This is a genomic window from Ereboglobus sp. PH5-10 (assembly GCF_029504735.1).
GTDB lineage: Bacteria > Verrucomicrobiota > Verrucomicrobiia > Opitutales > Opitutaceae > Ereboglobus.
This window is the reverse complement of sequence record NZ_JAQFIP010000021.1, coordinates 1-25,929: the sequence shown is the minus strand read 5'-3', so window position 1 is coordinate 25,929 and position 25,929 is coordinate 1. Positions and strand designations below refer to the sequence as shown.

Annotated in this window: 19 protein-coding genes and 3 tRNA genes; 18 read left to right on the top strand and 4 right to left on the bottom strand. The window is 59.6% G+C overall.

The genetic code is table 11. From position 1 onward, the window contains the following. Nucleotides 1–220: 220 nt before the first annotated feature. Both M2447_RS12580 and M2447_RS12575 read left to right on the top strand, forming a co-directional pair. Nucleotides 221–4,633, top strand: a complete 4,413-nt coding sequence (locus M2447_RS12580) for an autotransporter outer membrane beta-barrel domain-containing protein (RefSeq protein WP_277558885.1) — start codon at nucleotides 221–223, stop codon at nucleotides 4,631–4,633. Between the two features lie 164 nt (nucleotides 4,634–4,797). Then, nucleotides 4,798–5,376 (top strand): transcriptional repressor, encoded by a 579-nt coding sequence (locus M2447_RS12575; RefSeq protein ID WP_277511026.1) that lies wholly within the window; start codon nucleotides 4,798–4,800, stop codon nucleotides 5,374–5,376. A 214-nt stretch (nucleotides 5,377–5,590) separates the two neighbouring features. On the opposite strand, the gene pepF is transcribed toward M2447_RS12575, so the two are convergent. Continuing rightward, entirely contained in the window at nucleotides 5,591–7,516 is a 1,926-nt protein-coding gene (gene pepF, locus M2447_RS12570; protein ID WP_277558884.1) for an oligoendopeptidase F, read from the bottom strand. A 271-nt stretch (nucleotides 7,517–7,787) separates the two neighbouring features. Between pepF and M2447_RS12565 the strand changes: the two genes are divergently transcribed. The 12 genes from M2447_RS12565 to M2447_RS12510 all read left to right on the top strand — a co-directional run bounded on the left by M2447_RS12565 (nucleotide 7,788) and on the right by M2447_RS12510 (nucleotide 21,893). After that, nucleotides 7,788–7,863 (top strand) — tRNA-Thr (locus M2447_RS12565). 91 nt (nucleotides 7,864–7,954) lie between these two features. After that, on the top strand, nucleotides 7,955–9,145 hold the full coding sequence (tuf, locus tag M2447_RS12560) for an elongation factor Tu (RefSeq protein WP_277511024.1): 1,191 nt from the start codon (nucleotides 7,955–7,957) through the stop codon (nucleotides 9,143–9,145). Between the two features lie 83 nt (nucleotides 9,146–9,228). Then, nucleotides 9,229–9,304: transfer RNA gene (locus M2447_RS12555), tRNA-Trp, on the top strand. 98 nt (nucleotides 9,305–9,402) lie between these two features. Then, nucleotides 9,403–9,609: a preprotein translocase subunit SecE gene (gene secE, locus M2447_RS12550; protein WP_108824810.1), complete on the top strand. Its 207-nt coding sequence runs from the start codon at nucleotides 9,403–9,405 to the stop codon at nucleotides 9,607–9,609. A gap of 42 nt (nucleotides 9,610–9,651) precedes the next feature. Continuing rightward, nucleotides 9,652–10,233 carry a transcription termination/antitermination protein NusG gene (nusG, locus tag M2447_RS12545; protein WP_277511023.1) on the top strand — a complete coding sequence of 194 codons (582 nt, stop codon included), beginning with the start codon at nucleotides 9,652–9,654 and terminating at the stop codon, nucleotides 10,231–10,233. Between the two features lie 202 nt (nucleotides 10,234–10,435). Beyond that, nucleotides 10,436–10,861, top strand: coding sequence for a 50S ribosomal protein L11 (rplK, locus tag M2447_RS12540; protein WP_108824812.1), 426 nt, complete (start codon nucleotides 10,436–10,438; stop codon nucleotides 10,859–10,861). A 181-nt stretch (nucleotides 10,862–11,042) separates the two neighbouring features. Continuing rightward, a complete protein-coding gene (rplA, locus tag M2447_RS12535; RefSeq protein ID WP_277558883.1) occupies nucleotides 11,043–11,738 on the top strand; it encodes a 50S ribosomal protein L1 in 696 nt (231 codons plus the stop codon). Nucleotides 11,739–11,754: 16 nt separating this feature from the next. Continuing rightward, on the top strand, nucleotides 11,755–12,288 hold the full coding sequence (gene rplJ / locus M2447_RS12530; protein ID WP_277511021.1) for a 50S ribosomal protein L10: 534 nt from the start codon (nucleotides 11,755–11,757) through the stop codon (nucleotides 12,286–12,288). A gap of 204 nt (nucleotides 12,289–12,492) precedes the next feature. Further along, on the top strand, nucleotides 12,493–12,873 hold the full coding sequence (gene rplL, locus M2447_RS12525; RefSeq protein WP_108824815.1) for a 50S ribosomal protein L7/L12: 381 nt from the start codon (nucleotides 12,493–12,495) through the stop codon (nucleotides 12,871–12,873). A 214-nt stretch (nucleotides 12,874–13,087) separates the two neighbouring features. Continuing rightward, nucleotides 13,088–16,879: a DNA-directed RNA polymerase subunit beta gene (gene rpoB / locus M2447_RS12520; RefSeq protein WP_277511019.1), complete on the top strand. Its 3,792-nt coding sequence runs from the start codon at nucleotides 13,088–13,090 to the stop codon at nucleotides 16,877–16,879. 85 nt (nucleotides 16,880–16,964) lie between these two features. After that, complete coding sequence (gene rpoC / locus M2447_RS12515; protein WP_277558882.1) at nucleotides 16,965–21,131, top strand: DNA-directed RNA polymerase subunit beta'; 4,167 nt, start codon at nucleotides 16,965–16,967, stop codon at nucleotides 21,129–21,131. 159 nt (nucleotides 21,132–21,290) lie between these two features. Beyond that, entirely contained in the window at nucleotides 21,291–21,893 is a 603-nt protein-coding gene (locus M2447_RS12510; RefSeq protein WP_277558881.1) for a hypothetical protein, read from the top strand. A 104-nt stretch (nucleotides 21,894–21,997) separates the two neighbouring features. Here M2447_RS12510 and M2447_RS12505 read toward each other — a convergent pair whose 3' ends face one another. Both M2447_RS12505 and M2447_RS12500 read right to left on the bottom strand, forming a co-directional pair. Beyond that, entirely contained in the window at nucleotides 21,998–22,402 is a 405-nt protein-coding gene (locus M2447_RS12505; RefSeq protein ID WP_277510986.1) for a type II toxin-antitoxin system death-on-curing family toxin, read from the bottom strand. After that, entirely contained in the window at nucleotides 22,399–22,626 is a 228-nt protein-coding gene (locus tag M2447_RS12500; RefSeq protein ID WP_277558880.1) for a hypothetical protein, read from the bottom strand. Before M2447_RS12500 ends, M2447_RS12505 begins: the two co-directional genes overlap by 4 nt. A 203-nt stretch (nucleotides 22,627–22,829) precedes the next feature. Here M2447_RS12500 and M2447_RS12495 point away from each other — a divergent pair, with 203 nt between their 5' ends. Then, nucleotides 22,830–23,510 carry a tetratricopeptide repeat protein gene (locus M2447_RS12495; protein ID WP_277510981.1) on the top strand — a complete coding sequence of 227 codons (681 nt, stop codon included), beginning with the start codon at nucleotides 22,830–22,832 and terminating at the stop codon, nucleotides 23,508–23,510. A gap of 153 nt (nucleotides 23,511–23,663) precedes the next feature. On the opposite strand, the gene M2447_RS12490 is transcribed toward M2447_RS12495, so the two are convergent. Next, nucleotides 23,664–23,740: transfer RNA gene (locus M2447_RS12490), tRNA-Pro, on the bottom strand. A gap of 139 nt (nucleotides 23,741–23,879) precedes the next feature. Here M2447_RS12490 and M2447_RS12485 point away from each other — a divergent pair. From M2447_RS12485 to M2447_RS12475, 3 genes are all read left to right on the top strand, one after another. Further along, nucleotides 23,880–24,443, top strand: a complete 564-nt coding sequence (locus M2447_RS12485) for a LysM domain-containing protein (protein ID WP_277510978.1) — start codon at nucleotides 23,880–23,882, stop codon at nucleotides 24,441–24,443. 110 nt (nucleotides 24,444–24,553) lie between these two features. Beyond that, nucleotides 24,554–25,138 (top strand): NUDIX hydrolase, encoded by a 585-nt coding sequence (locus M2447_RS12480; RefSeq protein ID WP_277558879.1) that lies wholly within the window; start codon nucleotides 24,554–24,556, stop codon nucleotides 25,136–25,138. Next, a complete protein-coding gene (locus tag M2447_RS12475; RefSeq protein WP_277510974.1) occupies nucleotides 25,135–25,752 on the top strand; it encodes a methionine biosynthesis protein MetW in 618 nt (205 codons plus the stop codon). Before M2447_RS12480 ends, M2447_RS12475 begins: the two co-directional genes overlap by 4 nt. Nucleotides 25,753–25,929 lie beyond the last annotated feature (177 nt).

Here is a 25,929-nt window from a genome sequence, read left to right as displayed (position 1 = left end):
AAAATCCATATTGCGTTTTTCAGCTCTCGTCTTTGTTTTCCACCGAACATGTCCGGTCGCATCGCCACCAGTTTTCCGCCAATGCAATCACACGCCGCATCAAAAGGCGCGCCACGAGTGATCGCTCCCGCGCGCGTGAATGAGGCATAAGCCGCCGCCACGCCGACAACCGCCTCCGCATCGGACCAGCACTGCAATTGCCCGCATCCATCCTATTTTTATGAGACAAACCTCGCATCGATTCGTCCGTTTTGCCGCTTTCGCGCGCGCCACTTTCGCCGCCGTCGCCGGCCTTGCCTTTTTTTCGGGCGCCGTCCCCGCCTTTGCGGCGGACACCGTCATCTGGACCCCGCCGAGCGGCACCGACGCATCATGGGCATGGGATGATTCGGCGGAAAACTGGACCAGCGCCAGCACCGGAAGCAGCGCCAAGTTTGCCGACGGCGATTCGGTGGTGTTCGGCGTCGACGCGGACGGCACGGTTACCGGCACGGGGTATCATGTTGTGATTTCGAGCAGCCACGTCACGATTGGCTCATCCGGCACCAATCCCGGAATGGTCATTGCCTCGGGCTCGTGGCGTTTCAGCGGTGGCGCGATCATAAGTGACACGACGGCGGGGGCGTCCATCAGGATCACGGGTTCATCGGCAGCGGAATTTGCCGCAATCGGTTCAAATCTGCGCGGTTTTGAAAATCAGCGCATAGAGGTCGACGACAATGTTGATTTTTCGTTGCTTGCCGCTGAGTCCACGCAGCTTTATTTCACGAGCACCTTTTCGGCAACAACCCAAGGCGGCGCGATCCGGGCGGGGGCGGGTTCAAACCTCGCGTTTGGCAACACCGGCAACACCGGTATCTTCCTTTTTCTAACGAACACAACCAGCGAGGAGGGCGGAGCGGTTTACAATGGCGGTGATTTTACCATCGTCACGCCAGCGTCGGGCACAAGCAGCACGCTTTATGTTAGTTTTACCGCCAATAATGCGGGCAAGGAGGGCGGGGCGGTCTATACGGCGGAAAATTTTGTTATTACTGACGCATCCGGGACAAACAGCACGGTCGGATTCTTGTTTTATGACAATGTGGCCGGGGCGTCAGGCGGCGCGGTTTATGCGGGCGGCGATTTCACCATGGCCGAGCCCACGGGCACGGGCGGCGACACGCTTTTCTTATTTAGCAGCAACACCTCCGGTGCGCAGGGTGGCGCGATTCATGTTGGCGGCGATTTAACCATCCCGGCGTCCGCCGGTTCGGGGGCGTCGATTTCGGGCACCTTCGTCAATAACACGGCCAAAGGCGAGGGCGGCGCCATCTATGCCGGGGGCGACGTCACATTGGCCGGGCGCATGCATATCGTCAGCAATACTTCAGGCTCAGCCGGCGGTGCCATTTACACGAAAGGCAACCTCGTAATGTCGGGATCGGAGAGCACGATAGAAATCTATAGGAACACGATTTCCGGAAGCAACGCCCCGCAGACCTCGTCGGCGGCCTACGTTGGCGGCACGGTGACGCTTTCCGATTATTCCACGCTCGTGGTTGATGGCGGCATTGTCGCCCAATCCTTTATTGTGGAAAGCTCCACCATTGCGATCAGCGCGAATTATGGCACCGGCACCCTGGCGCTCACAACCATCGACAGCAATGGTGATGTGGATGGCGGCGCGGGCAAAATCCGTTTTGATGATGCCACTCTAGCCGCCTATTACGGAAGCATCACCGCCACCCCGGGCAGCGATGTTGAAATCACGGGCACGCTCACGGTCAACGCCACCGGCACCGGGGCGCCCGCCGCGATGGGCACGGCCACGGAACTCAACGTCGATCTTGTTGGTTCCGGCGAGCTCCGCAAAACGGGGGCCGGGATGCTTGCGCTTACTGGCAGCAACACCTACACGGGGCCCACCACCATCGACGCGGGAACCCTCATCGGCAACATCACCGACAGTTCCACGCTCAATATCATCGGCACGGGCGTCTATCGTTCGGGCACGGTTGACCGCACCATTGCCAGCCTCAACGGCATCGGCACCATGGACATGCAGGGATGCGACCTCACCCTGTTTTCGGGCGATTTCACAGGCACCATTCGCAACACCGCCAATGTTTACAAAACCTCCTCGGACATGGCCACGCTCGGCACCGGAACAGTGGGTAATATTCACATTGAGGAAGGCTCGCTCGCCATCGGCGGCAACAACCAGCTTAAGGTCACCGGCACCCTTGTCGTCGCCGCCGACACCACGCTCAATCTCAGCATCACCGACACCATCGCGCTCGACGTCGGCGAACTCAGCACCACGACGAGTTCCACGATCAACATAGCGGGCTACGGCAATATCAGCAGTTACGACAGGGAGTCGACGCACACGCTCGTTGTTTCCGGCACCACAATCGATCGCGACTACGCACTCGTCGTTAACAATGTTTCCCTCGACACTGTCGATGAGTCGAAATTTCTCGTTTTTACAGACATCTCCACCAGTGGCACTGATTACGAGACCCAGATCGTTCTCAAATCATCGCTCGTGTGGGAAAGCACCGCGAATCAAAGCGCGCATGGCACGTTTTATGTCGATTCCGGCACCTTTACCCTGGCCACCAGCCTTGAGGACAACGACACCTCCACCGCTTGGTTTAACGGCTGGGATGGCAAAACACTCACCAAGACAGGCACGGGCACCCTCGTATTGGCCGGCACAAACAACAGCTACACTGGCTGGACCATTGCGGAGGAGGGCTTGCTGGTGAGCGACGTCTCTTCTGTGATCGGCGGTGGAACCGCCGGCAGCCTCGGGGTTTATGTCAAGCCCTCGGGCACCATGCTCCACACGGGCACCCTTTACGGCGACGTCGTTAATGAAAATGTCTTCATCTTCGAGAATACAACGTCCGAGGACGAAGATGAAGAGGATGAGTCAACCCGTCCCGCCCGGCCTGAAATCAAAGGCAACATCCTCACCAGCGGCACTTTCATTTTCAACACCGCCGTCGATTACGTCTTTAGCGGATCGCTTGCCGGCAGCGGCGGCGTCCTTGTCAAAACCGGCACCGCCGAAGTCACCCTCGATGGCGGCAGCTCTTACTCCGGCACCGTCCAGATTAACCAAGGCGCGCTCATTTCCGGCAGGGCCAATAATTTCGACAGCATCGGCGCATTTGAGATCAATGCCGACGGCGTCCTCGACCTCGGCGGTTATAATCAAAACATCAAAAACGTGATGAATCACGGCGTGTTGCGCACCGGCTCCTCCTTCCCCGAATCCGGATATGTCCCCTCCTCGGTGCATATCACCAATTTCAGCGGCACAATCACCGGCACAACCGGCACTATTTTTGTCCGTTCCGATTACAATTCCGGCAAGGCGGACAAACTCATCCTGTCCGGCACCCTCGAGGGCGAATATGTTGTCAAGGCCATCAATATTGACAAGGTCACCCCCGACAAGACCCGCAAATCCCTTGTGATCATCGAGCTCGATGAGGGCAATTATACCATCAGCAACACGCTCACCTTTAGCGGCACCACGGAAGTGGGCATGGGGCGACTCATGGTTCGTCAGGGTGTCGGCGGCCTGCTCACGCCGGAAAATCCCAATGTCTGGTATCTCGCCGCCACGGACGAGCTGAGCAACCTTGGCGACGCCGTTCTTTCCACTGCCAGCGTCGCGGGGCTGGAATGGCACTACCAGCTCGACTCCGTTCGCCAGCGCATGGGCGACTTGCGGCAGGAATCCCTCATGACTCCGCCTGAAACACGCCAGTCTCCGCTTGCCTATACCACCGTCACCTCCAAGGGCGGTAACATGTGGCTGCGCGCCAACGCCTATAACCTTGAAGCAGACATCAGCGTGGCCACCGATCCCTTTGATGAAACTGTCGCAGGAATAGCCTCCGGCTACGACAAGGCCTTCCGCTGGGAGGATAACCAATATCTCCTCGGCGCCTATGCCGTCATTTCCAATGTCGATCGCGATTTTGACATCCGCGGCGACGGCGAAACCAACAGCGTCGGCCTCGGTTTCTATTTCAGTTACCTCAAGGATAACGGCTGGTATGGCGACACCACGCTGCTCATCATGCGGAACAGCAACGAAATTCATGCTCGCGCTCTCGACGGCCAGCAAACCAGCGCCGAATACAATAACGCGGCTTGGGGGATTTCTCAGGAGGTCGGCAAAATCATAAGATTCAAGAACTCCGGTTGGTGGGTCGAGCCTTCCGCGCAACTCTCCATCGCTATCATTAATGGCAAAACCTATAACACCGTCCCCCACCACTCTCAGATTGGCAACGCCGACCCGATGGAGGTTAAGATAGCCGATGCCAACATCAAGCAGGCTCGCGCCGCCATCCGAACCGGCTATGACCGCCCCGGCTCAAAATTCAAACCCTACATCCGCCTTGCCGCCGCCAGCGCGTCCACAAAGGGCGGGCGTATTCGGGCCGGCAGTCCCGGATACCCGCAATACTATACCGCTGACCTGGACGGCACCCGCTACGAGGCCGGCATTGGCTGCTCGTGGGTTATCAACCGGAAGAGCCAGTTGTATCTTGATTACGAATACGCCAAGGCCCAGGACTATAAACGCCCTTGGGCAATCAACTTTGGTTATCGCAGCACCTGGTAGAGCAGGGTTTGGACCAAAAAAACTTAAATTTGCCCCGACACATGTATTGTGTTGACGCGCAATGCAATAAGGTATTTTGGTTGTGACGATTTTCTTTCATAGAAAATTATTGCATTGCTTTTTCAAATAACGGCGCAAGACATAATAAACTTTCAATTTCCATCATGATCGCATCCACCCAGACCAATCATCCGCTGGCCATCGCCCAGCCAAGCCAGACATCCAAAACGTCGATTGAGTATGCGTGCGCCCGACTCAAAGAGGCGGGACTGCGTATCACCCAGCCCCGTATTTCCATTCTCAACTCGTTGATCAACCGCTCCGTTCCGGCCAGCATTGAGCAAATTCATGCCGACCTGCCGCCCGACACTTGCGATTTGGTCACAGTGTATCGCTGCCTCGCGGTGTTTCAGGAAATCGGCCTCGTGCGCCTCACCTATTTCCATAACGGAGCCAGCGCCTACCAACTCACCCTCACCAGCGACACCGTCCCTCCCTACCACGTTATCTTCAAAAAAGACGACGAAGTGCAGGAGCTTGACGCTGAAAGCGCCGCCGAACTCCGCGCCGTGATTACCAAGATCGAGGACAAGCTCCGCGAATCCGGCCACGGAAAAGTTTCCCATATTGTTGAGTTTTTCGTGGATAACACGCCTCGCGAAGACATCCTGCCCCCCAGGCGGAACATGCAGGAAAACGTGCAGGACATGATCGCGCGCGGCACTTATAACGTGCAGGTGTAACTGGTTGTCATCAAGGCTGCCCTGCCTGACATTTTCGGCCCCCCCAAAAAGCAAGCGTGCTTTTGGGGGGCTTTTTTGTGTCGGGTTGCGAGGGAGATGCAACAATGCCTCCGGCACTGCCGGAGGCATTGTGATATGCGGAACTGCTTTGGCTCAGCCAGAGGCTTTGCCCTGCCTTTGATACGATTGGCAGGAGCTTGCCTTTATGGGCGCGTCACTTTTCCGACTCGATCTTCGCGGCTTCGCGCTCAAGTTGCGCGACCAGTTCGTCGAGCTGATCGACGACCGCTTGCACGGCCTCGGGCTTGGTCAGGTCAACACCGGCTTTCTTGAGCTGCTCGACGGGATGATCGTTGCCGCCGCTCTTGAGGAGCGTGAGGTAGTTTTCGACGGCGGCCTGGCGCGCGGCGGCGGGGCCGGTTGTCATCTTCTTGTAGATTTGCGCGGAGGAGGCGAAGCAGGTGGCGTATTGGTAAACGTAATACGGCGAGTTGAAGAAGTGCGGGATGCGCGCCCAGGTCATGCACTCGAGCTCGTCGGCCGTCATGGCGTCGCCGTAGTAGTCGGCGAGGCACTGGCGGTAGATGCCGGTGAGGACTTCGGCGGTGATGGGGCGGCCTTCCTCGACAAGTTTGTGCGCGCGCAGTTCGTAGTCGGCAAAAACGATCTGGCGGTAGAAGGTGCCCAGGATCGAGTCGACGGCGTGCTGGAGGAGGAGAAAGCGTTCCTTCGGGTCGGTCGTTTCCTTGAGCAGGCGGTCGAGGAGGAAGCGTTCGTTGGTGGTCGAGGCGACTTCGGCGACGAAGATGGTGTAGCCGGCCGTGGCGAAGGGCTGGTTCTCGGAGGAGAGCATGCTGTGCAGGGCGTGGCCGGCCTCGTGCGCGTAGGTGAAGGCGGCGTCAAGCGTGTCGTTGTGATTGAGGAGCACGTAGGAGCCGACTCCATAGACGCCCATGCTGTAGGCGCCGGAGCGCTTGCCTTCGTTTTCATAGACGTCGAGCTGCTTGCTGTTGGCGAACGCGCGGAATCGTTTTCCGTATTCGGGGCCGAGGGGTTCGATGGACTCGATGGCGAGGCGGCGCGAGTCCTCGTAGGAGTAGGTTTTGTCAACGTGGTAGATGGGGACGTAGTTGTCGTAAATGTGGTAGGTGTCGAGGCCGAGGAGTTTTTTGCGGAGCTTGAGGTAGCGCTGGAGCGGCTTGTTGCCGGCGCGCGCGGTGGCGATGAGGTTTTCGACGACGGCGACGGGGATGTTGTTGCCCTCGAGCGCGGCCTCCAGGGTCGTCGCGTAATTGCGGGCCCGCGCGACAAACCAGTCGCGTTGCATGATGCCGTTGTAGATGGAGGCGTAGGTGTTGATGTTGGCGGTGTAGGTTTTGTAGTAGGCGTCGAATGCCTTGGCGCGGTCGGCCTGGTTCATGTTGGTGTTGAGGATCTGCATGTAGGCGCCGGGCGAGAGGGTGACTTCGCCGCCGTCGGAGAGCGTGATGGAGGGGAACTTGATGTCGGCGGTGCTGAGGCTTTGGTAAACGGTGCGCGGGGTGCCGTTGGCCTGCGCGGAGTAGGAGAGGAGTTTTTCGCCTTTTTCGTCGAGCACGTGCTTTTGCTGGCGGTAGGTGTCGAGCAGCGGGAAGCGGTAGGGTTGGAGCGCGGGCGTGGTGGCGATCCATGTTTCCATCGTTGCCTGCGGGATGGTGAGGAGCTCGGGCGTGAACCACGAGGCTTGCGTGCCGAACTTGGCGAAGAGGGCTTGCACGCGCTGGAGTTTGGCGTCCATGGAATTGTCGCGCTGGTCAACGTCGCGCTGGAGGCTGGTGTAGCAATAGGTCTTGTAGCTGAGCTTGCCGATTTCGTCGGAGAGGAGCTGCGCGCGGAGGACGGCCTCGGGGCTGTTGGCGAGCGTGCCCTTGAGGGCGGCGTATTCGTTCATCTTGGCCTCCATGTCCTTCATGGCGGCCTCCCATGCGTCCCAGTTTGGGAAGATGGGCGTGAAGTCCCACTTGTATTGGTCGGGGATTTCGGCGCGGTTGCGAGTGTCGGGTTTGGCGAGGGCGGTTGAGGACATGAGGAGGGAAAACGCGAAGGCGGCGGCAAGGCACGCGCGCGACGCTAGGGTGAGTCGGGAGGCTTGTTTTTTCATGTTGTAAAGTGGCACAGGAAACACGGTGTCGCGCGCGGGGTCACGCTTGAAAATGCGGGAGGCGGAAAAGGTCCACAGACATGTTGACATTTCCAAAATGCGCGCTTTCCTCCGCGTCCTTCCCGCTCCCAAAGGGCGGCAAGTTCCAGATTGGAGTATCCGGAACGGGTTAGGTTTCGCACAAAAAGGCCAACTTTTCAGTTGACGACCCTTGGCGCACTCACCACGTTCTCCACTCTTTTTCTCGTTTTTTGACCCATTCTATTGGTATGCCCAGATAGCTCAGTTGGTAGAGCACCTCCTTGGTAAGGAGGAGGTCGCCGGTTCAAATCCGGTTCTGGGCTCCATTGGAAGACGGCCGTCGTTGACTTCTCCGACGCTAATCCCGAGGGTCAAAAACTACAAACTCCAACATCAACAACTTCACTCAATAACATCATGGCTAAAGGAACATTCGAACGCACAAAGCCGCACGTTAACGTCGGCACCATCGGTCACGTCGATCATGGCAAAACTACGCTTACGACCGCGATTCTCGCTGTCCAGGCTCGCAAAGGTCTCGCGGAGGTCAAGTCCTACGCCGACATCGCAAAGGGCGGCACCGTCCGCGACGCTTCCAAGATCGTCACCATCGCCGTCTCGCACGTCGAATACGAAACCGACAAGCGCCACTACGCCCACGTCGACTGCCCGGGCCACGCCGACTTCGTCAAGAACATGATCACCGGCGCCGCCCAGATGGACGGCGCGATCCTCGTGGTCTCCGCGGCTGACGGCCCGATGCCCCAGACCCGCGAGCACATCCTCCTCGCCCGCCAGGTTGGCGTTCCCACGATCGTTGTCTTCCTCAACAAGGTTGACCTCATCGACGACAAGGAACTCCTCGACCTCGTCGACATGGAAATCCGCGAGCTCCTCAGCAAATACCAGTTCCCTGGTGACACCACCACGATCGTTCATGGTTCCGCCACGGCCGCCCTTGAGGGCACGCCCGAGGGCGAGAAAGCCATCGCCGACCTCATGGCTGCGATCGACACCGACATTCCCGAGCCCGTTCGTGAAAACGACAAGCCCTTCCTCATGTCCGTCGAGGACGTCTTCTCGATCACCGGCCGCGGCACCGTCGCCACCGGCCGTATTGAGCGCGGCGTGATCAAGGTCAACGAGCCCGTCGAAATCGTCGGCCTCCGCGATACCGCCAACTCCGTCGTTACCGGCATCGAAATGTTCCGCAAGCTTCTCGACAGCGGCCAGGCCGGTGACAACGTCGGCATCCTCCTCCGCGGTGTTGAAAAAGACGGCATCGAGCGCGGCCAAGTGCTTGCCAAGCCCGGCTCCATCACCCCGCACAAGAAGGCCAAGGCCGAGATCTACTGCTTGTCCAAGGAAGAAGGCGGCCGCCACACACCGTTCTTCAACGGCTATCGCCCGCAGTTCTACTTCCGCACGACCGACGTGACCGGCGTTGTGAACCTCCCGAAGGGTGTTGAGATGATCATGCCTGGTGACAACATCAGCGTGGACATCGAGCTCATCGCCCCCATCGCCATGGAAAAACTCCAGCGCTTCGCCATCCGCGAAGGCGGTCGCACCATCGGCGCGGGTCGTATTACCGAAATCACCGAGTAATCGGTTTTTGCAACCAACTTAAACGACCTGCCGGGGCTCCGCAAAACGGGCCTCGGCTGCGTCGTCTAAACAACAATTATCACAGGCGTGTAGCTCAATTGGTAGAGTAGCGGTCTCCAAAACCGTCGGTTGGGGGTTCGAGTCCCTCCGCGCCTGCCACTTTAAAAGGCTGTTTTGAACGAAGAGAGAAGCTTGACAAGACTGAAGGGCTGAAAAGCTGAGCGACAGAGAACAAAAACATTCCGAAATCCGCATCCATGAAATTTAACATATTCAGCAAAACCCGCATTTTCGTCATCGAAATGGTCGATGAACTGAAAAAGTGCACATGGCCCACACGAGCGGAGCTCGTCCAGTCCACCGGGGTTGTCATTTTCGCCTCATTGCTTCTCGGCCTGTTCACAAGCATCTGCGACTTTTCGCTCTACCAACTCATCGCGCTCTGCACCAAGCTCGTCAGCTAAGCTGTCCGCTTCCATCGCCGCCCCGACGCCGCACCAACACCCATGTCAGACACCGCCACCGTTCCCGCAGACGCCCAATGGTTCGCCCTGCACACACTCTCCGGCCAGGAGAACAAGGTCAAAGTCTACATCGACAAGTTCAAGAAGCAGGAGGAACTCGACGATTACATCTTTGAGGTGCTGTTGCCCACCGAGCAGGTTTCCGAGGTCAAGAACGGCAAGAAGAGAACCATCACCCGCAAACTCTACCCGGGTTACGTTTTCATCCACATGCGCCTCTTCGACGGTGAGCGCAAGCTCATCAACCGCCCCTGGTATTTCGTGAAGGAAGTCGCGGGCGTGATCAGCTTTGTCGGCGGTGAAAAACCCTCCGCGCTGCGCCAGACCGAAATCGACGAAATCCGCGCCCGCATCGAGGCGGCCAACGGCAAGGAAGTTCCCAAGGTTTCCTACGAAGTCGGCGAGGAGGTCAAGGTCACTGACGGCGCCTTCGCAAACCTCACCGGCCGCATCGACGAAATCGATCCCGAGCGCGGCAAACTCAAAATCTCCGTCTCCATCTTCGGCCGCTTCACCCCGGTCGAGCTCGAATACTGGCAAGTCCAGCGCATGACGGAATCGTGACGGGTGTCACGATTCCTAATGAAGAATGAATAATGAAAAATGTAGAATAGCAGAAGCGCTGTCTTTCCGATTCCAAACACCAAGCACCAAACCACTTTCATTTCTCCTTGATTTAGGATTCTCGAAGCAAGCACGCCTCTAGCCCGCGCGAGTTCCGCCAAATCAAATCCAAAATCCAAAATCGAAAATCCAAAATCGCATCATGGCTAAGAAAATCCAAGGCTACATCCGCCTCCAACTTCCCGCCGGCGCCGCCAATCCTGCGCCCCCCGTCGGTCCCGCGCTCGGCGCCCAAGGCGTCAACATCATGGCGTTCTGCAAAGACTTCAACGCCCGCACCAAGGACCAAAACGGCATGATCCTCCCCGTGGTCATCACCGTTTACACCGACAAGAGCTTCACCTTCATCCTCAAGTCGCCCCCGGCCGCCGTCCTCATCAAGAAGGCCGCCAACATCGCCAGCGGCTCCGCCCGTCCCAACCAGGACAAGGTCGGCAAGGTCACGCGCAAGCAACTCGCCGAAATCTGGAAAATCAAGCAGAAGGACATGAACGCCCTGACCGAGGAGGCCGGCGTCAAAATCCTCGAAGGCACCGCCCGCAACATGGGCGTCGAAGTCACCGACTAGAAACAAAGGGCTGAAAGACTGAAAAGCTGAATGGCTGAAAAAGGCCGAAAGCAGGAAGTCCAAGGCCCGGGTTCATTTTCACCAACACTGTCCAGCCTTTCAGCCCTTCAGTCTTTCAGTCTTTTCATCAACCGCGGGAGATTCGCCCAAACCGGATCGTCTGCACCGCAAGGAGTCCAAAATGCCAGCAAAACAAAGCAAACGCTACCGCAGCGCCCAAAAGGTCGCTGACCTCACAAAAGGGTATACATTGGCCGAGGCCGTTGAAGTCCTCGCCAAGTTTCCGAAAACCAAGTTCGACGAAACCGTCGAGCTTTCCATCCGCCTCGGCGTCGATTCGTCCCAGGGCGACCAGATGGTTCGCGGCACCACGCCGCTCCCGCACGGTTCCGGCAAGCAAGTCCGCGTGCTCGTCTTCACCGACGCGCCCGACGCCGCCATCGCCGCGGGCGCCGACCATGCCGGCCTCGACGACATGATGGCCAAGGTCAGCGAAGGCTGGCTCGATTTCGACGTCGCCATCGCGACGACCGAAGCCATGAAAAAAGTTCGCACGCTCGCCCGCATCCTCGGCCCCAAGGGCCTCATGCCCAACCCGAAGAGCGGCACCGTCACCGACGACATCGCCGCCGGCGTCAAGGCCGTCAAGGCCGGCCGCGTCGAGTTCAAGATGGACAAGACCTGCAACATCGGCGTCGGCATCGGCAAACGCTCCTTCACGCCCGCGCAGATCGTCGAGAACGCGCAAGCCGTGATCGAGGCCGTCGGCAAGGCCAAGCCCGCCTCCTTCAAGGGCCACTACATCAAGACCGTGGCAATCTCCGCCTCCATGAGCCCCGGCGTCCGCCTCGTCCCCACCGAATACAACAAATACTAAAAGGAGCCCGACCACAATGAGAGCCGAAAAACAATATCTTATCGCAGAGGTCGAGACACACCTCAAGAAATCCGACTACGTCATCCTCGCCAACTACACGAAGGTGACCGTGTCCGACGTCGCCGAATTGCGCGCCAAACTCCGCGCCGAAAACGCCGAGTTCCACGTCGTCAAGAACAGCTCGCTCAAAGTCGCCGCCAAGGCCCTCGGCCTGCCCGAGCTCGGTGACGACGCCTTCGTCGGTCCGACCGCGATCCTCGTCGGCGGTGAGAATCCCGCCGCCGTGGCGAAGATCATCAAGCAGTTCTTCAAGGAAAAACAGCGCCTGGAAATCAAGACCGGCATCATGGAGAAGAAAGTCGTCACCGCCGACTTCCTCTCGCAGATCGCCGACCTGCCCTCGCTCAACGAGCTCCGCAGCTCCTTCCTCAGCCTGCTCACCAGCAACGCCGCCGCCTTCGTCCGCGTCCTCGACGCCAAGGTCAAGAAGGACGGGGGCGACGCCGCTCCCGCTGCCGAGGCCGCTCCCGCCGAGGCACCCGCAGCCTGATTTTTCCACCGCCTTTTTTCGACTTGAATCGACTCACATCGATTTAAGTCGACTTAAGTCGATTCAACCAATCCGCAAAACCAAAACCATTTTCGCGCTTCGGCGCCGAAAGACAAAAACCATCAACCGTCCGACCACTAGGGGATACGTCTCTTAAACGCCCGGCCCTGTTTTGCCGGCGCTAGTCAAGGACAGGAGATTACCATGAGCAACATCACCAAAGAACAAGTCATCGAATGGCTGTCCGCGCAGCCCGTCATCGAACTCGCCGCCCTCGTCAAAGACCTCGAGGAAAAGTGGGGCGTTTCCGCCGCCGCCGCCGTCGCAGTTGTCGCCGGGGGAGCCGCCGCGGGTGGCGCGCCCGCCGAGGAGCAAACCGAGTTCACCGTCGTCCTCAAGGAAGCCGGAGCGAACAAGATCGGCGCCATCAAGGAAGTCCGCGCCATCACCGGCCTGGGCCTCAAGGAAGCCAAGGACCTCGTCGAAGGCGCTCCGAAGCCTGTCAAGGAAAACGTTTCCAAAGCCGAAGCCGAAGAGATCAAAAAGAAGCTCGAGGCCGCCGGCGCCAAAGTCGAGCTCAAGTAATAACTTGGTTCGCAACTGGAAGCACCTTTCCATTATTTCAGCACAGGCCGTTCATAAAGGCGGCCTGTGCTTTGCCTTTTCTCAAAATCGTAATCAGTCAGTGCCTGCTGCCACCGCCTCCGCCACCCATGCGCGGTCGCGAGCCAGCTAAATCAACCGCCCTCCGCACACGGGCCGTTTCGTCGTCTCCACTCATATTCAACCGGGAAAAACCATGGCCGACCGCAATAACTTCGGTAAACTTCGTGAAGTAATCCAACCGCCCAATCTGATCGAAATTCAGATCCAGTCCTACATGGACTTTTTGCAGAAGGGCGTGCCGGACAAGCAACGCAAGCCGCAAGGCCTTGAAGCCGTTTTCAAGGAGGTCTTCCCCATCTTCTCCTACGACGAACGCCTCACGCTCGAATACCTCTCCTACAACCTCGGCGAGCCCAAGAACTCCGAGATCGAATGCCTCCGCGAAGGCGTCACCTACTCGGTTCCCCTCTACGTGAAACTCCGCCTCCGCGAGGCCGACTTCATCAAGGACGAGGAAATCTACATGGGCGAAATCCCCATGGTCACCGAGCGCGGCTCCTTCATCATCAACGGCGCCGAGCGCGTCGTCGTCTCGCAGCTCCACCGCTCTCCCGGCATCGCTTTCGAGGTCACGCCGCACCCGAACGGCAAACCCCTCCACTCCTTCCGCATCATCCCCGACCGCGGCACCTGGCTTGAGGTGCAGTTCGACAACAACGACCTGCTCTACGTCTATCTCGACCGCCGCCGCCGCCGCCGCAAATTCCTCATCACGACCCTCCTGCGCGCCATCGGTTACAGCGCCAACGTCGACCTCCTCAACCTCTTCTACGAGGTCAAGGACATCAAGGTCTCCAAAGCCCTCGGCATGGAGAACGTCTCCACGCTTGTGCTCGTCGAGGACGCCATCGACGTCCAGCAAGGCGTCGTGCTCGCCCGCGCCTTCGAGCCGCTCACGAAACAAATCGTGCGCACCTTCGAAAAACACGGCATCACCACCCTCCGCGTCATCGACACCTCGGTTGACGAAGGCGCAATCATCCGCGCCCTCAAGAAAGACCCGACGCAAAACGAGGAGGAAGCCCTCAAGGAAATCTACAAGCGCCTCCGCCCCGGCGAACCGCCCACAACGGCCAACGCCCGCGCGCTGCTCAAGCGCCTCTTCTTCGATCCCAAGCGCTACGACCTCGGCCGCGTCGGCCGCTACAAGGTCAACCAAAAGCTCGGTCTCAAGGCCGAAATCGAACAACGCATTCTCGAAAGCGACGACGTCGTCGCCGCCACCAAGTATCTCATCCGCCTCAAGCGCGGCGAGGGTGTTGTCGATGACATCGACCACCTCGGCTCGCGCCGCGTCCGCACCGTCGGCGAACTTTTGGCCAACCAGTGCCGCGTCGGCCTCAGCCGCACCGAGCGCCTCGTCCGCGAACGCATGACGATGTATGATCAAAGCGTCGATTCCATCACGCCGCAAAAACTCATCAACCCGAAGGCGCTCACCACCGTCATCCGCGATTTCTTTGCGCGCAGCCAGCTCTCGCAATTCATGGACCAGATCAACCCGCTCGCCGAAGTGACGCACAAGCGCCGCCTCTCCGCGCTCGGGCCCGGCGGTCTCAACCGCGACCGCGCCGGCTTCGAAGTCCGCGACGTCCACCCGTCGCACTACGGCCGCATCTGCCCCATCGAAACGCCCGAAGGCCCGAACATCGGCCTCATCAACTCCCTCGCCACCTACGCGCACGTCAACGAATTCGGCTTCGTCGAAACGCCCTACCGCGTCGTCAAGGACGGCCGAGTCACCGACAAGATCGACTACCTCACCGCCGACCAGGAGGAGGGCAAGATCATCGCGCAGGCCAATTCCGACCTCGACGACAAGGGCCACTTCATCGGCAAAGTCACCGTCCGCGACGACAAGGGCGACCCGCTCGAAGTCCCCGCCAGCGAAGTCAACTACATGGACGTCTCGCCGAAGCAGGTCATCTCGATCGCCGCCGGCATGATCCCGTTCCTTGAGCACGACGACGCCAACCGCGCGCTCATGGGCGCCAACATGCAACGCCAGGGCGTTCCGCTCCTCCAGACCGAGGCTCCCTTCGTGGGCACCGGCATCGAGGAACGCGTCGCGCGCGACTCCAAGATCGTCGTCGCCGCCGAGGAAGCCGGCATCGTCGCCTCCGTCGACGGCAAGCGCGTCGTCGTCACCAAGGACGGCGAACTCCCGAAAAACTTCGACCGCAACCCGAAATCCGACCCGAAAAACGGCGTCCGCGTTTACGAGCTGCGCAAGTTCATGCGCTCGAACGCGAGCACCTGCTACAACCAAAAGCCCATCGTCAAGAAGGGCCAGAAGATCAAGGCAGGCCAGGTCATCGCCGACGGTCCCTCGACCGACAAGGGCGAGCTCGCCCTCGGCCGCAACATCCTCGTCGCCTTCATGCCGTGGAACGGCTACAACTTCGAGGACGCCATCCTAATCTCCGAGAAAGTTCTCAAGGAGGACATCTACACCTCGATCCACATCCACGAGTTCGAAGTCACCGCGCGCGACACCAAGCTCGGGCCCGAGGAAATCACCCGCGACATTCCGAACGTCGGCGAGGAAGCCCTCAAGAATCTCGACCACAACGGCGTCATCCGCGTCGGCGCCGAGATCAAGCCCGGCGACATCCTCGTCGGCAAGATCACGCCGAAATCGGAAACCGAACTCGCGCCCGAGGAAAAACTCCTCCGAGCCATCTTCGGTGAAAAAGCCGCCGACGTTAAGGACACCTCGCTCGTCGTCCCCTCCGGCACCGCCGGCATCGTCATGGACGTGAAAGTTTCCACCCGCCTCGATTTCGAGCAGGAAAAACTCTCGCCCTCCGACCGCCGCCGCCAGACCAAGCAAATCCAGGAGGAATACAAAACCCAAATCGACAAACTCCGCGAAGGCCTCACCGAGGCGCTGTCGAACATCCTCCTCGGCGAAAAAATCCCGCTCGACGTCGTCAACGGCCAGACCGGCGAAATTATCATCCCGGCCAACCGCAAGATCACCAAGACGCTCCTGCGCAAACTCGCCGCCGTCTCCAAGCACATCGAGATCGACCCGTCCCCGGTTCGCATCAAGATCATGGAAATCATCGGCAGCTACCAGTCGAAGTTCGACGAGCTCGAGGGCGACCGCGAGCGCAAGATTCAGAACATCGAGGCCGGCGAGGACAACGGCAACGGCGCCATCAAGCAGGTCAAGGTTTACATCGCCACCAAGCACAAGCTCGAAGTCGGCGACAAGATGGCCGGCCGCCACGGAAACAAAGGCGTCGTCGCCAAGATCGTTCCCGAGGCCGACATGCCCTTCCTGCCGGACGGCACACCCGTCGAAATTTGTCTTAATCCTCTCGGCGTGCCATCGCGCATGAACGTCGGGCAGGTTCTCGAAACCCACCTCGGCTGGGCCTGTAAAAAGCTCGGCATGAAAGTGGCCACGCCCGTGTTCGACGGCATTCCCGAAAAACAAGTCCGCAATTATCTCAAGGAGGCGCACCTGCCCACCTCCGGCAAATCCGTCCTCTTCGACGGACGCACCGGCGAGAAAATCGACCAGCAAGTCGTGGTCGGCTACATCTACATGATGAAGCTGAACCATCTCGTGTCGCACAAGATCCACGCCCGCGCGGTCGGTCCCTACTCGCTCGTCACCCAGCAACCCCTGGGCGGCAAGGCGCAATACGGCGGACAGCGTTTCGGCGAAATGGAAGTGTGGGCGCTCGAAGCCTACGGCGCGGCGCACACGCTCCAGGAACTGCTCACCGTCAAGTCGGACGACGTCCAGGGCCGCACCAAGATCTACGAATCGCTCGTCAAGGGCGACAACACGCTGCAAGCCGGCACGCCGGAATCCTTCAACGTGTTGATCAAGGAAATCCAGTCCCTCGGCCTCGACATCAAACTCAACCGCCGCGACGCCCTCGGCTTCGGCACCGCCGCCAAGGGCTAAACATCCACCGGCATAAATCGGCCTAACTCGATTTATGCCGGCTTAAGTCGAACGCAAATCACCGCAACCAGCATTCTTTAAAATCATGATTCAACCATCCGAACACGCCGCCGGCGCCATTGAGCGCAACGAAGCCCGCACAGCTCTCGGCACCGAGGAGAATCCCTTCGACTGCGTCTCCATCACCGTCGCCGCGCCCGACACCATCCGCCAGTGGTCCAAGGGCGAGGTCAAGAACCCCGAGACGATCAACTACCGCACCTTCAAGCCCGAGCCCGGCGGCCTCTTCTGCCAGAAGATCTTCGGCCCCGTGCGCGACTACGAATGCGCCTGCGGAAAATACAAGCGCATCAAATACAAGGACGTCACCTGCGATCGTTGCGGCGTTCTCGTCACCATCTCCCGCGTCCGCCGCGAGCGCATGGGCCACATCGAGCTCGCCGTTCCCGTCTCGCACATCTGGTTCCTCAAGTCGATGCCCTCGCGCCTCGGCCTCATGCTCGACATGACCGCCCGCGCGCTCGAGCGCGTCATCTATTACGAGAACTACATGGTCATCGATCCGGGCAAAACCCCGCTCGAAGCCAAGCAGCTCCTCACCGACGTCGAATACCGCCAGGCGCTCGACGAATTCGGAGACGATTCCTTTGTCGCCAAGATGGGCGCGGAAGCCGTTCGCGAAGCCCTCGTGAAAATGGACCTCGACGCCACCGTCGTTGAACTCCACGAGCAAATGCGCGCCACCCGCTCGAAGCAGATCAAGAAAAAGCTCTCCAAGCGCCTCAAGGTCATCCAAGGCTTCATCCACTCCAAGTCGCGTCCCGAATGGATGGTGCTCGAAGTCCTTCCGGTCATTCCGCCCGACCTTCGCCCGCTCGTTCCGCTCGAAGGCGGCCGTTTCGCCACCTCCGATCTCAACGACCTTTACCGCCGCGTTATCAACCGCAACAACCGGTTGAAAAACCTCATGCAACTCAAGACGCCCGACGTTATCATTCATAACGAAAAGCGCATGTTGCAGGAATCCGTTGACGCGCTCTTCGACAACGGCCGCCACGGCCGCCCCGTCACCGGCGCCGGCAACCGCCCCCTCAAGTCGCTCTCCGACATGCTCAAGGGCAAGCAGGGCCGCTTCCGCCAAAACCTTCTCGGCAAGCGCGTCGATTACTCCGGCCGTTCCGTCATCGTCATCGGCCCCGAGCTCAAGCTCAACCAGTGCGGCCTCCCGAAGAAAATGGCGCTCGTCCTTTTCGAGCCCTTCATCATCCGCCGCCTGAAAGAACTCGGCTTCGTGCACACCGTCCGCGGCGCGCGCAAGATGATCGAGAAAAAATCACCCGAAGTTTGGGACATTTTGGAAGAGGTCACCAAGGGCCACCCCGTGCTCCTCAACCGCGCCCCGACGCTTCACCGTCTGTCGATTCAAGCGTTCGAACCCGTGCTTATTGAAGGCGAGGCCATTCGTGTGCATCCCCTTGTCTGCACGGCATACAACGCGGACTTCGACGGCGACCAAATGGCTGTGCACGTCCCGCTCTCACTCGAGGCGATCATGGAGTGCAAGATGCTCATGATGGCGACGAGCAACATCTTCTCGCCCTCCTCCGGCAAGCCCATTCTCACGCCTTCGCAGGATATTGTTCTCGGCGCCTACTACCTCACGCTCAAGCCGCGCAAGGAACCCGCCAAGAACCAGCGCGTGCCCGTTCTCGCCGGCCTGCAGGAAGTCCTCTTCGCCAAACTCGAAGGCGCCCTCAAGGTTCATGACTGGGTCGATGTTCCCAATCCCGATCTGGGCAAGGAAACCGTTTTCGGTAACAAGGACAAGCGCACCATCCGCACCACCGTCGGCCGCGTGATCTTCAACCAAGTCTGGCCCGAAGGCCTCGGCTTCGTGAACTTCCCCGTGCCGAAGGGCAAGCTCGGCGACCTCATTCTCAACACCTACAAAGTGTCGGGCAACTACGTCACCGTCGAAACCCTCGACAAACTCAAGGAGCTCGGCTTCCAGACCGCGTTCCAGGCCGGCATTTCGATCGGTATCGACGACATGATCATCCCCGAGGCCAAGAAGGACGTCGTCGCCGCCTCGCGCAAGAAACTCGCCGAGGTCGAGGCCCAGTTCAGCAAGGGCATTATCACCGACGGCGAGCGCAAAAACAAAGTCATCGACATTTGGACCAGCGCCACCGACCAGATCGCCAAGGCCGTGTTCGCCAAGCTCGAAACCAACGAGGGTCGCGACGAGGTGAACCCAGTTTATGTCATGATGGACTCCGGCGCCCGTGGTAACAAGCAGCAGGTTCGCCAGCTCTGCGGAACCCGCGGACTCATGGCCAAGCCTTCCGGTGAAATTATCGAGCGCCCGATTCTCTCGTCCTTCCGCGAAGGCCTCACCGTTCTCGAATACTTCATCTCCACCCACGGCGCCCGCAAGGGTCTCGCCGACACCGCGCTCAAGACCGCCGACGCCGGTTACCTGACCCGCAAACTCTGCGACGTCGCGATGGATGTTGTCATCGCCGAGCAGGATTGCGGCTCCCGCGATGGTGTTTGGAAAAAAGCCATCTACGAAGGCGACGACGAAATCGTCCCCCTCCGCGAGCGCATCATCGGACGCTTCTCGTCCGACGACGTTGTCGATCCCGCCGACGTCAACAAAGTTCTCGTTGGCTCCGGCGAACTCATCACCGAGGAAATCGCCGCCCAGATCGAGGAAGCCGGCATCGAGCGCGTTAAAATCATGTCGCCGCTCACCTCCACGAGCAAAACCGGCATCGACGCCAAGAGCTACGGCATCAACCCGGCCACCAACCGCGTCGCCAAGCAGGGCGATTCCGTCGGCATCATCGCCGCGCAATCCATCGGCGAACCCGGCACGCAGCTCACCATGCGAACCTTCCATATCGGCGGTGTCGCGTCCGGCTCCTTCAAACAGCCCGAAATCCGCGTCCGCGCCGCCGGCATTGTCAAATACAAGGGCCTCCGCCTCGTGCAAACCGCCGATGGCGCCGCCATCGTGCTCAACAAAACCGGCAGCGTTGAGGTTGTCGACGAAGACGGCCAGGAACTCGAAACCCACAACATCGTTGTCGGCGCGTTCCTGCACGTCGGCGATGGCGACAAGATCGAGAAAGGCGCCATTCTCGCGCAGTGGGATCCGTATAACGTCCCCGTTCTCTCGGAAAAGGGCGGCGTGCTTGTCTTCAAGGACATGATCCCCGGCGTCACCGTGAAGCGCGAACTCGACGAATCCTCCGGCCGCATCGCGACCGTCGTCGTCGAGCACAAGGAAGACCTCAACCCGCAAGTTGAAGTCCGCGACGCCTCCGGCAAACCGCTCGCGGCCTACGCCATTCCCGTCGGCGCGCAGATCACCGTCAACGAAGGCGACACCATCGCCCCCGGCGCCCTCCTCGCGAAGACGCCCCGCCAGGCCTCCAAGACCAAGGACATCACCGGTGGTCTCCCCCGCATCGCCGAGCTCTTCGAAGCCCGCCGCCCGAAGGAAGCCGCCGAAATGGCGCGCATCGACGGCGTCGTTTCCTTCGAGGGCTCGCTCCGCGGCAAGCGCAAGCTCGTCGTCAAAAACGAGGAAACCGCGCAGGAGGAGGAACACCTCATCCCCGCCGGCAAGCACATCATCGTGCAACCCGGCGACGTGGTTTACAAAGGCCAGCACCTCACCGAAGGCGCCGCCGACCCGCACGAAATCCTCGAAATCCTCGGGCCCAGCGCGCTCTACGATTTCCTCATCTCGCAAGTCCAGGAAGTTTACCGCCTGCAAGGTGTGACGATTAACGACAAGCACATCGAAATCATCATCCGCCAGATGCTCCGCAAAGTCCGCATCACCGATCCGGGCGACAGCGAGTATTTCTGGGGCGAGCAAGTGGACCGCACGAGCTTCCTTATTAACAACAAGCGCATCGAGGACGCTGGCGGCAAACCCGCCGAGGCCGAGCCGATCCTGTTGGGCATCACGAAAGCCTCGCTCGAGACGGAGTCCTTCATCAGCGCCGCCTCCTTCCAGGAAACGACGCGCGTCCTCACCGACGCCTCGACCCTCGGCAAGGTGGACATGCTGAAAGGCTTTAAGGAAAACGTGATCATGGGGCATCTCATCCCCGCCGGCACGGGCCTTCCGTCCTACAAGCGCCTCAAGGTGACGCTTCCCCTCGGCGGCGAGATCCCGCAAGACGCCCCCGAGGAGCCGCCCGCCGCCGCTCCCAGCGCCGAGGCCGCTGTGTAAAGCGAAAGCAATTCAGCGACATGCCAAACTCTCAACGCCACCCGCAAACCGGGTGGCGTTTTTGCATTCTGTGCGCAAGTGCTTGGTTGGCTTTTTGACAATCAAAAAAACAGGATCGCCAAACAATAGTGTGACTGCCTCTGTCGCACCGTCTTCTTTATGAACAAATTGTCCAAAATCGTTCAATGCACACTCATTCCGGCGGTAATCGTTTCCGTCATGTTTCTTAGCGGTTGCGCCACTCAAATCCGGCCCACCGCAGCGCAAAACCCGGCGCCAACCGAGGCCTTCAGCCAGTTCAACCGTTTCGAAATGGCTTCCGTCATGCTCGCACCCGCCTACGCCGACAACGACACCAATAAAAAGGCGTTGCGCAAAATTCAGGAGCACACCACCTCCCTCTCGACCCCCATTCTGAACAGTTGGAATCACGCCGGCTCCCAACAACCCGTGGCGCGCACCCTGAGCATCACGCCGGTGATCACCGAAATCAAATTCGTCGGCGGGGCGGCGCGTTTCTGGGCCGGCGCCATGGCGGGCAGCTCCGCAGTCATCATGCGTGTTACTTTTACGGAAAAGGAAACCGGCAATGTCGTGGCCACACCCGAATTCTACGCTGTTGGCAACGCGATGGCCGGAGCCTGGTCAATTGGCGGAGCCGACAACCAAATGTTATCGATTATCGCGGGACGCATGACCGACTATATGGGCAAAAACTACGCGGAAGCCGTCGGCGGCCCGACCGGCCTCGGACAAAAATAAACTTGGCGGAGTAAAAGCGTCGGGGATGGCCGTTCTGTGCCATCTTTTAAAAATTCCCTTCTGCCATTCTGCACCGTTGGGCTGGCCATTCAGCGCCGCTTTTTTTACCCCAGCAATTTTTCGAGGCGTTTTGCGCATTCGACGCGGTCGATTTTCCCGGCGGCGACATCGAGCACAAACCGTTCCCATGCATCGGCGGCCTTCGTGGTGACGGCCTCGTCGGCAAGAAGCCCGTTGAGGTCGAGAAAAACAAGGCACGCGCCGAGCGCGGCGCGTTTGTTTCCGTCGAGGAAGGGGTGATTGAGGCAAATATAATAAAGATACGCCGCCGCGATTTCGACGGGGTCTTGAATCATCGGCTCGCCAAGCATGGTTGCCTGCGGCGCGAGCACCGCCGATTCCAGCATTCCGCGATCGCGCAGGCCCGGCGCGCCGCCATGCGCGGCGAGCGCCTCGTCGTGAATCGCCTCAACCGCCGCCACGGTGAGGTGGGCGATTTCGCGTTTCATGAGAGACGCCGGAAAACCCCGGCGTTTTTGCGGATGAGTTTTTTGGCGGAGGCGCGCGCGTCCCCGGCGGTGATTTTTCGCTTGAGTGGGGTGAGCGTCACGGTGCCGCCGTCGTGCACGGTGACATCAACCTGATCCCCGACCGCGAGGCGGGCCATGTCGAGCAGGGCGGCGTCAAAAATGATGCCCTGCGAGTTCCCGATTTTGGAGATGGTTTTGATCATGGTGTAAAACTATGTTTTACGCCATGGGTGTCAATAATCCGATGTCGCGCAATGCCGCGCCGCCGCATCTTGCGCGCGTGTGTTTTCAAAAAATTTTGGGACGCGCCCCGTTTCGCAAACAAATCTTTCCTCCCTTTACACCCGTCTTTGCATTTGTTCTCTTATGCGTTTTTAACAGCACGCAAGCACACACTTTTCCACCCATGTCGAACCACCCTCCGCACGCACACAACCCGAAGAAACCCGTTGACGAGACGCCTCGCGCACCCACATCGGACGAGCAACTCAAGAGCTTCTGGCTCAAGAACGAGAAAAGCATCTACATCATTTGCTTTGTCATAATCCTCGTGGTGGCCGGCGTCGGCGTATTCCGCAACATGCAGAAGGAAAGCGCCGACAAGGTCGGCCTCGAATACGCCATGGCCAAATCCACGGACCAGCTCCGCGCCTTCATCACCGCGCATCCCGGGCATCCCCTCGCCACCGCCGCCGAGCTTCGTATCGCCGACGAGGATTACCAGGCGAAAAATTACTCCTCGGCCGCCGCCGCTTACGACAAAGTGGCCGCCGCCAAGTCGCCGATCTTTTCCGGCCGCGCGCTCATTGGCGCGGCCATGTCGAAAGTGCTCGGAGGAGCCGTTTCGGACGGCGAGGCCCGGCTCAAGCAAATCTCCAACGACGCCACCCAGCCGCCCGTCATTCGCGGCGAGGCCACCTACCATCTCGCCACGCTTGCCGCCGACGCCGGGCGCGCAGCCGAGGCGATCGGCCTCTACAAGCAGGTGGCCGACATTGCCCCCGACACAATCTGGGCGGAAAACGCCAGCTATCAAAGCGAGCGTATTTCCGGCGGCGCCACCGCGGCCGCGACCCCGGCAGCCTAGTTTTAATAGCCGCCCGAACTTCGCGAAACATCGCGGCTTTGAATTCCAAAAACGCCCCCGGCAAACGGGGGCGTTTTTTTGAAATTTCAAAATTTATCCTTCCTTTACGTCTTCAAAATTCCCCCCTCAATTCATCCGAATTCACGGCAATTTTGGTCGGGGCGGAGAGATTCGAACTCTCGACCTCCTGCTCCCAAAGCAGGCGCTCTACCAGGCTAAGCTACACCCCGTCGGTGATAAAAACAATCGACACACGAACCGCCCGAAACCAACCTGTCAACTTTCTAGCGCAACTGTGAACAACTAATGCACTCTCTGCTTGCTACGGCAACTCATTAACCCTAACGGTAATTCAGCAATCTTTAATCCATGGACACTATTTCCTCGCACGAATCGAACACCAACTACCTGCCGCTGGCCGGGGTTATCACCGGAGGCGTCGCGCTTTTGCTCGCGATTTTTGCCTTCGTGCAAGTCAAGTCGGTTAAAAACGACATCGCCGACATCAGAAGCCTTTCGGATCGTGTCGCGGGCATTGAGACACAGCTCTCGCAGGTTGCCGGCGCCGTTCAGGTTGCCAATAACGCGAACCAGGTTGCCAGCAACACGCACAACAGCCTCATGACCGTGGCGAGGGAAACCAACGCGTCCTTCAGGACGGTCACCGAGCAGCTCACGGCACTTCGCGACCGCCTCGACAAAATGGGAACCCGCGCCACCACCCGCCCCCCGCAACAAGCGGCGGCCGGCAATGCCACTGCCGCCGCGCCCGTCGAGGCCGGAACGGATGTTTACACCGTCAAGAGCGGCGACAACGGCACCAAAATTTTCCGCGCCACCGGGTTCTCCCAGGCGCAGCTTGAGGCCGTCAACCCCGGCATCAATTGGAGCCGCCTGGCCATCGGCCAGCGCATCGTTCTCCCGAAGAAGTAAGTTTCGCATCCTGAAAAGGAGCCTCCCGCGCCCCCGGGCCCGGGAGGTTTTTTGTATCCAAAAAAACAATACGCCGTCGCCCGCGCCGCCCGGTTTGAGCTTCAAAATCCATGCCGTCACAAAAAACAAAACCAAGCCCCGTCGCGCCCGCGCGATGGGAGAAGGGCGCGGACAATGTCATCACGCGCACGAGCATCTTCGATTTGCGCGCGACGCGCTACACTCATCCCTCGCGCAAAACGGAGCGCGATTTCTACGTCGTCAACGCGCCCGACTGGGTCAACGTCGTCGCGCTCACGCCCGACCGCCGGCTCGTGCTCGTGCGCCAGTTTCGTTTCGGCATAAATGATTTTTCACTGGAAATCCCCGGCGGTGTCATTGATCCCGGCGAGACCGATCCCGTCGCCGCCGGCCTGCGCGAACTGCGCGAGGAAACCGGCTACGAAAGCCGCGCCGCCCGCCTGCTCGGAAGCATCCATCCCAATCCCGCGTTTTTGAACAACCGCTGCCATCTTGTGTTTGCCGGGCAATGTGAAAAGACAACGGGCGTCGAATGGGACGAGGACGAGGAAATTGAGGTTTCGCTTGCTCCCGTCGACCAGGTTTACGAGTGGGCGCGCACGGGCAAAATCACGCACAGTCTCGTGCTCGACGCGTTGTTCCTTTTTGCTCCATATTGGGAAAAATTGAAATGACACGCACCGCCCCCAAGCCCGCCATCAAGCGCACCGTTGACATGCAAACCATCTCCGAATGGGTGGAGCCGCGCTCGCGTGTGCTCGACCTCGGATGCGGGCGCGGCGTGCTTCTCGAGTCGCTTGTGCACTCGAAGGACGTGCAGGCCGTGGGCGTCGATCTCGATGTCGGAAAAATCGCCGCGTGCATACGCCGCGGCATCACGGCGTATCAGGGCGACATGCTCGCGTTCATGCGCGCGTTTCCCGACGGACACTTCTCGCGCGTCATTTGCTCGCGCACGCTCGAGGAGGTCGGCAATCCCGCGGCGGTGATCGCGGAGGCACTGCGCGTCGCCCGCGCCGTGGCGGTCGGTTTTGTGAACCACGGTTATTGGAGAAACCGGCTCGACACATTTTTTCACGGACGCAAGCCGCGCAATGAGGTCTACACGACGCCGTGGCACGAGAGCCGTCCGGCGAACCTGGCGAGCATCGCCGACTTCGAGCAGTTTTGCGCGGAAAAAAACATTCGCGTCGCGCGCCGCGTATTTCTGCGCGGCGACTGGAAAACACCCTGCCACGCGTTTCCCAACCTGCGCGCCGGCTACGCGCTCTACGACTTGACGCGCTGAAACGCGTCGCGCCGCCCGCGTTCTGTTGCCCTCCGCTGAAAAGCCAGAAAGACCCATAGACATGTTGACCCGGGGCAACGGCCCGGAAGCAAAGCAAAAGTCAACACCATGAAGCTCCAATCATTGCGAGTGCTTGGCAACCGAGGCATCGGATGGCTCCGGAGCCACCTGAAGCAG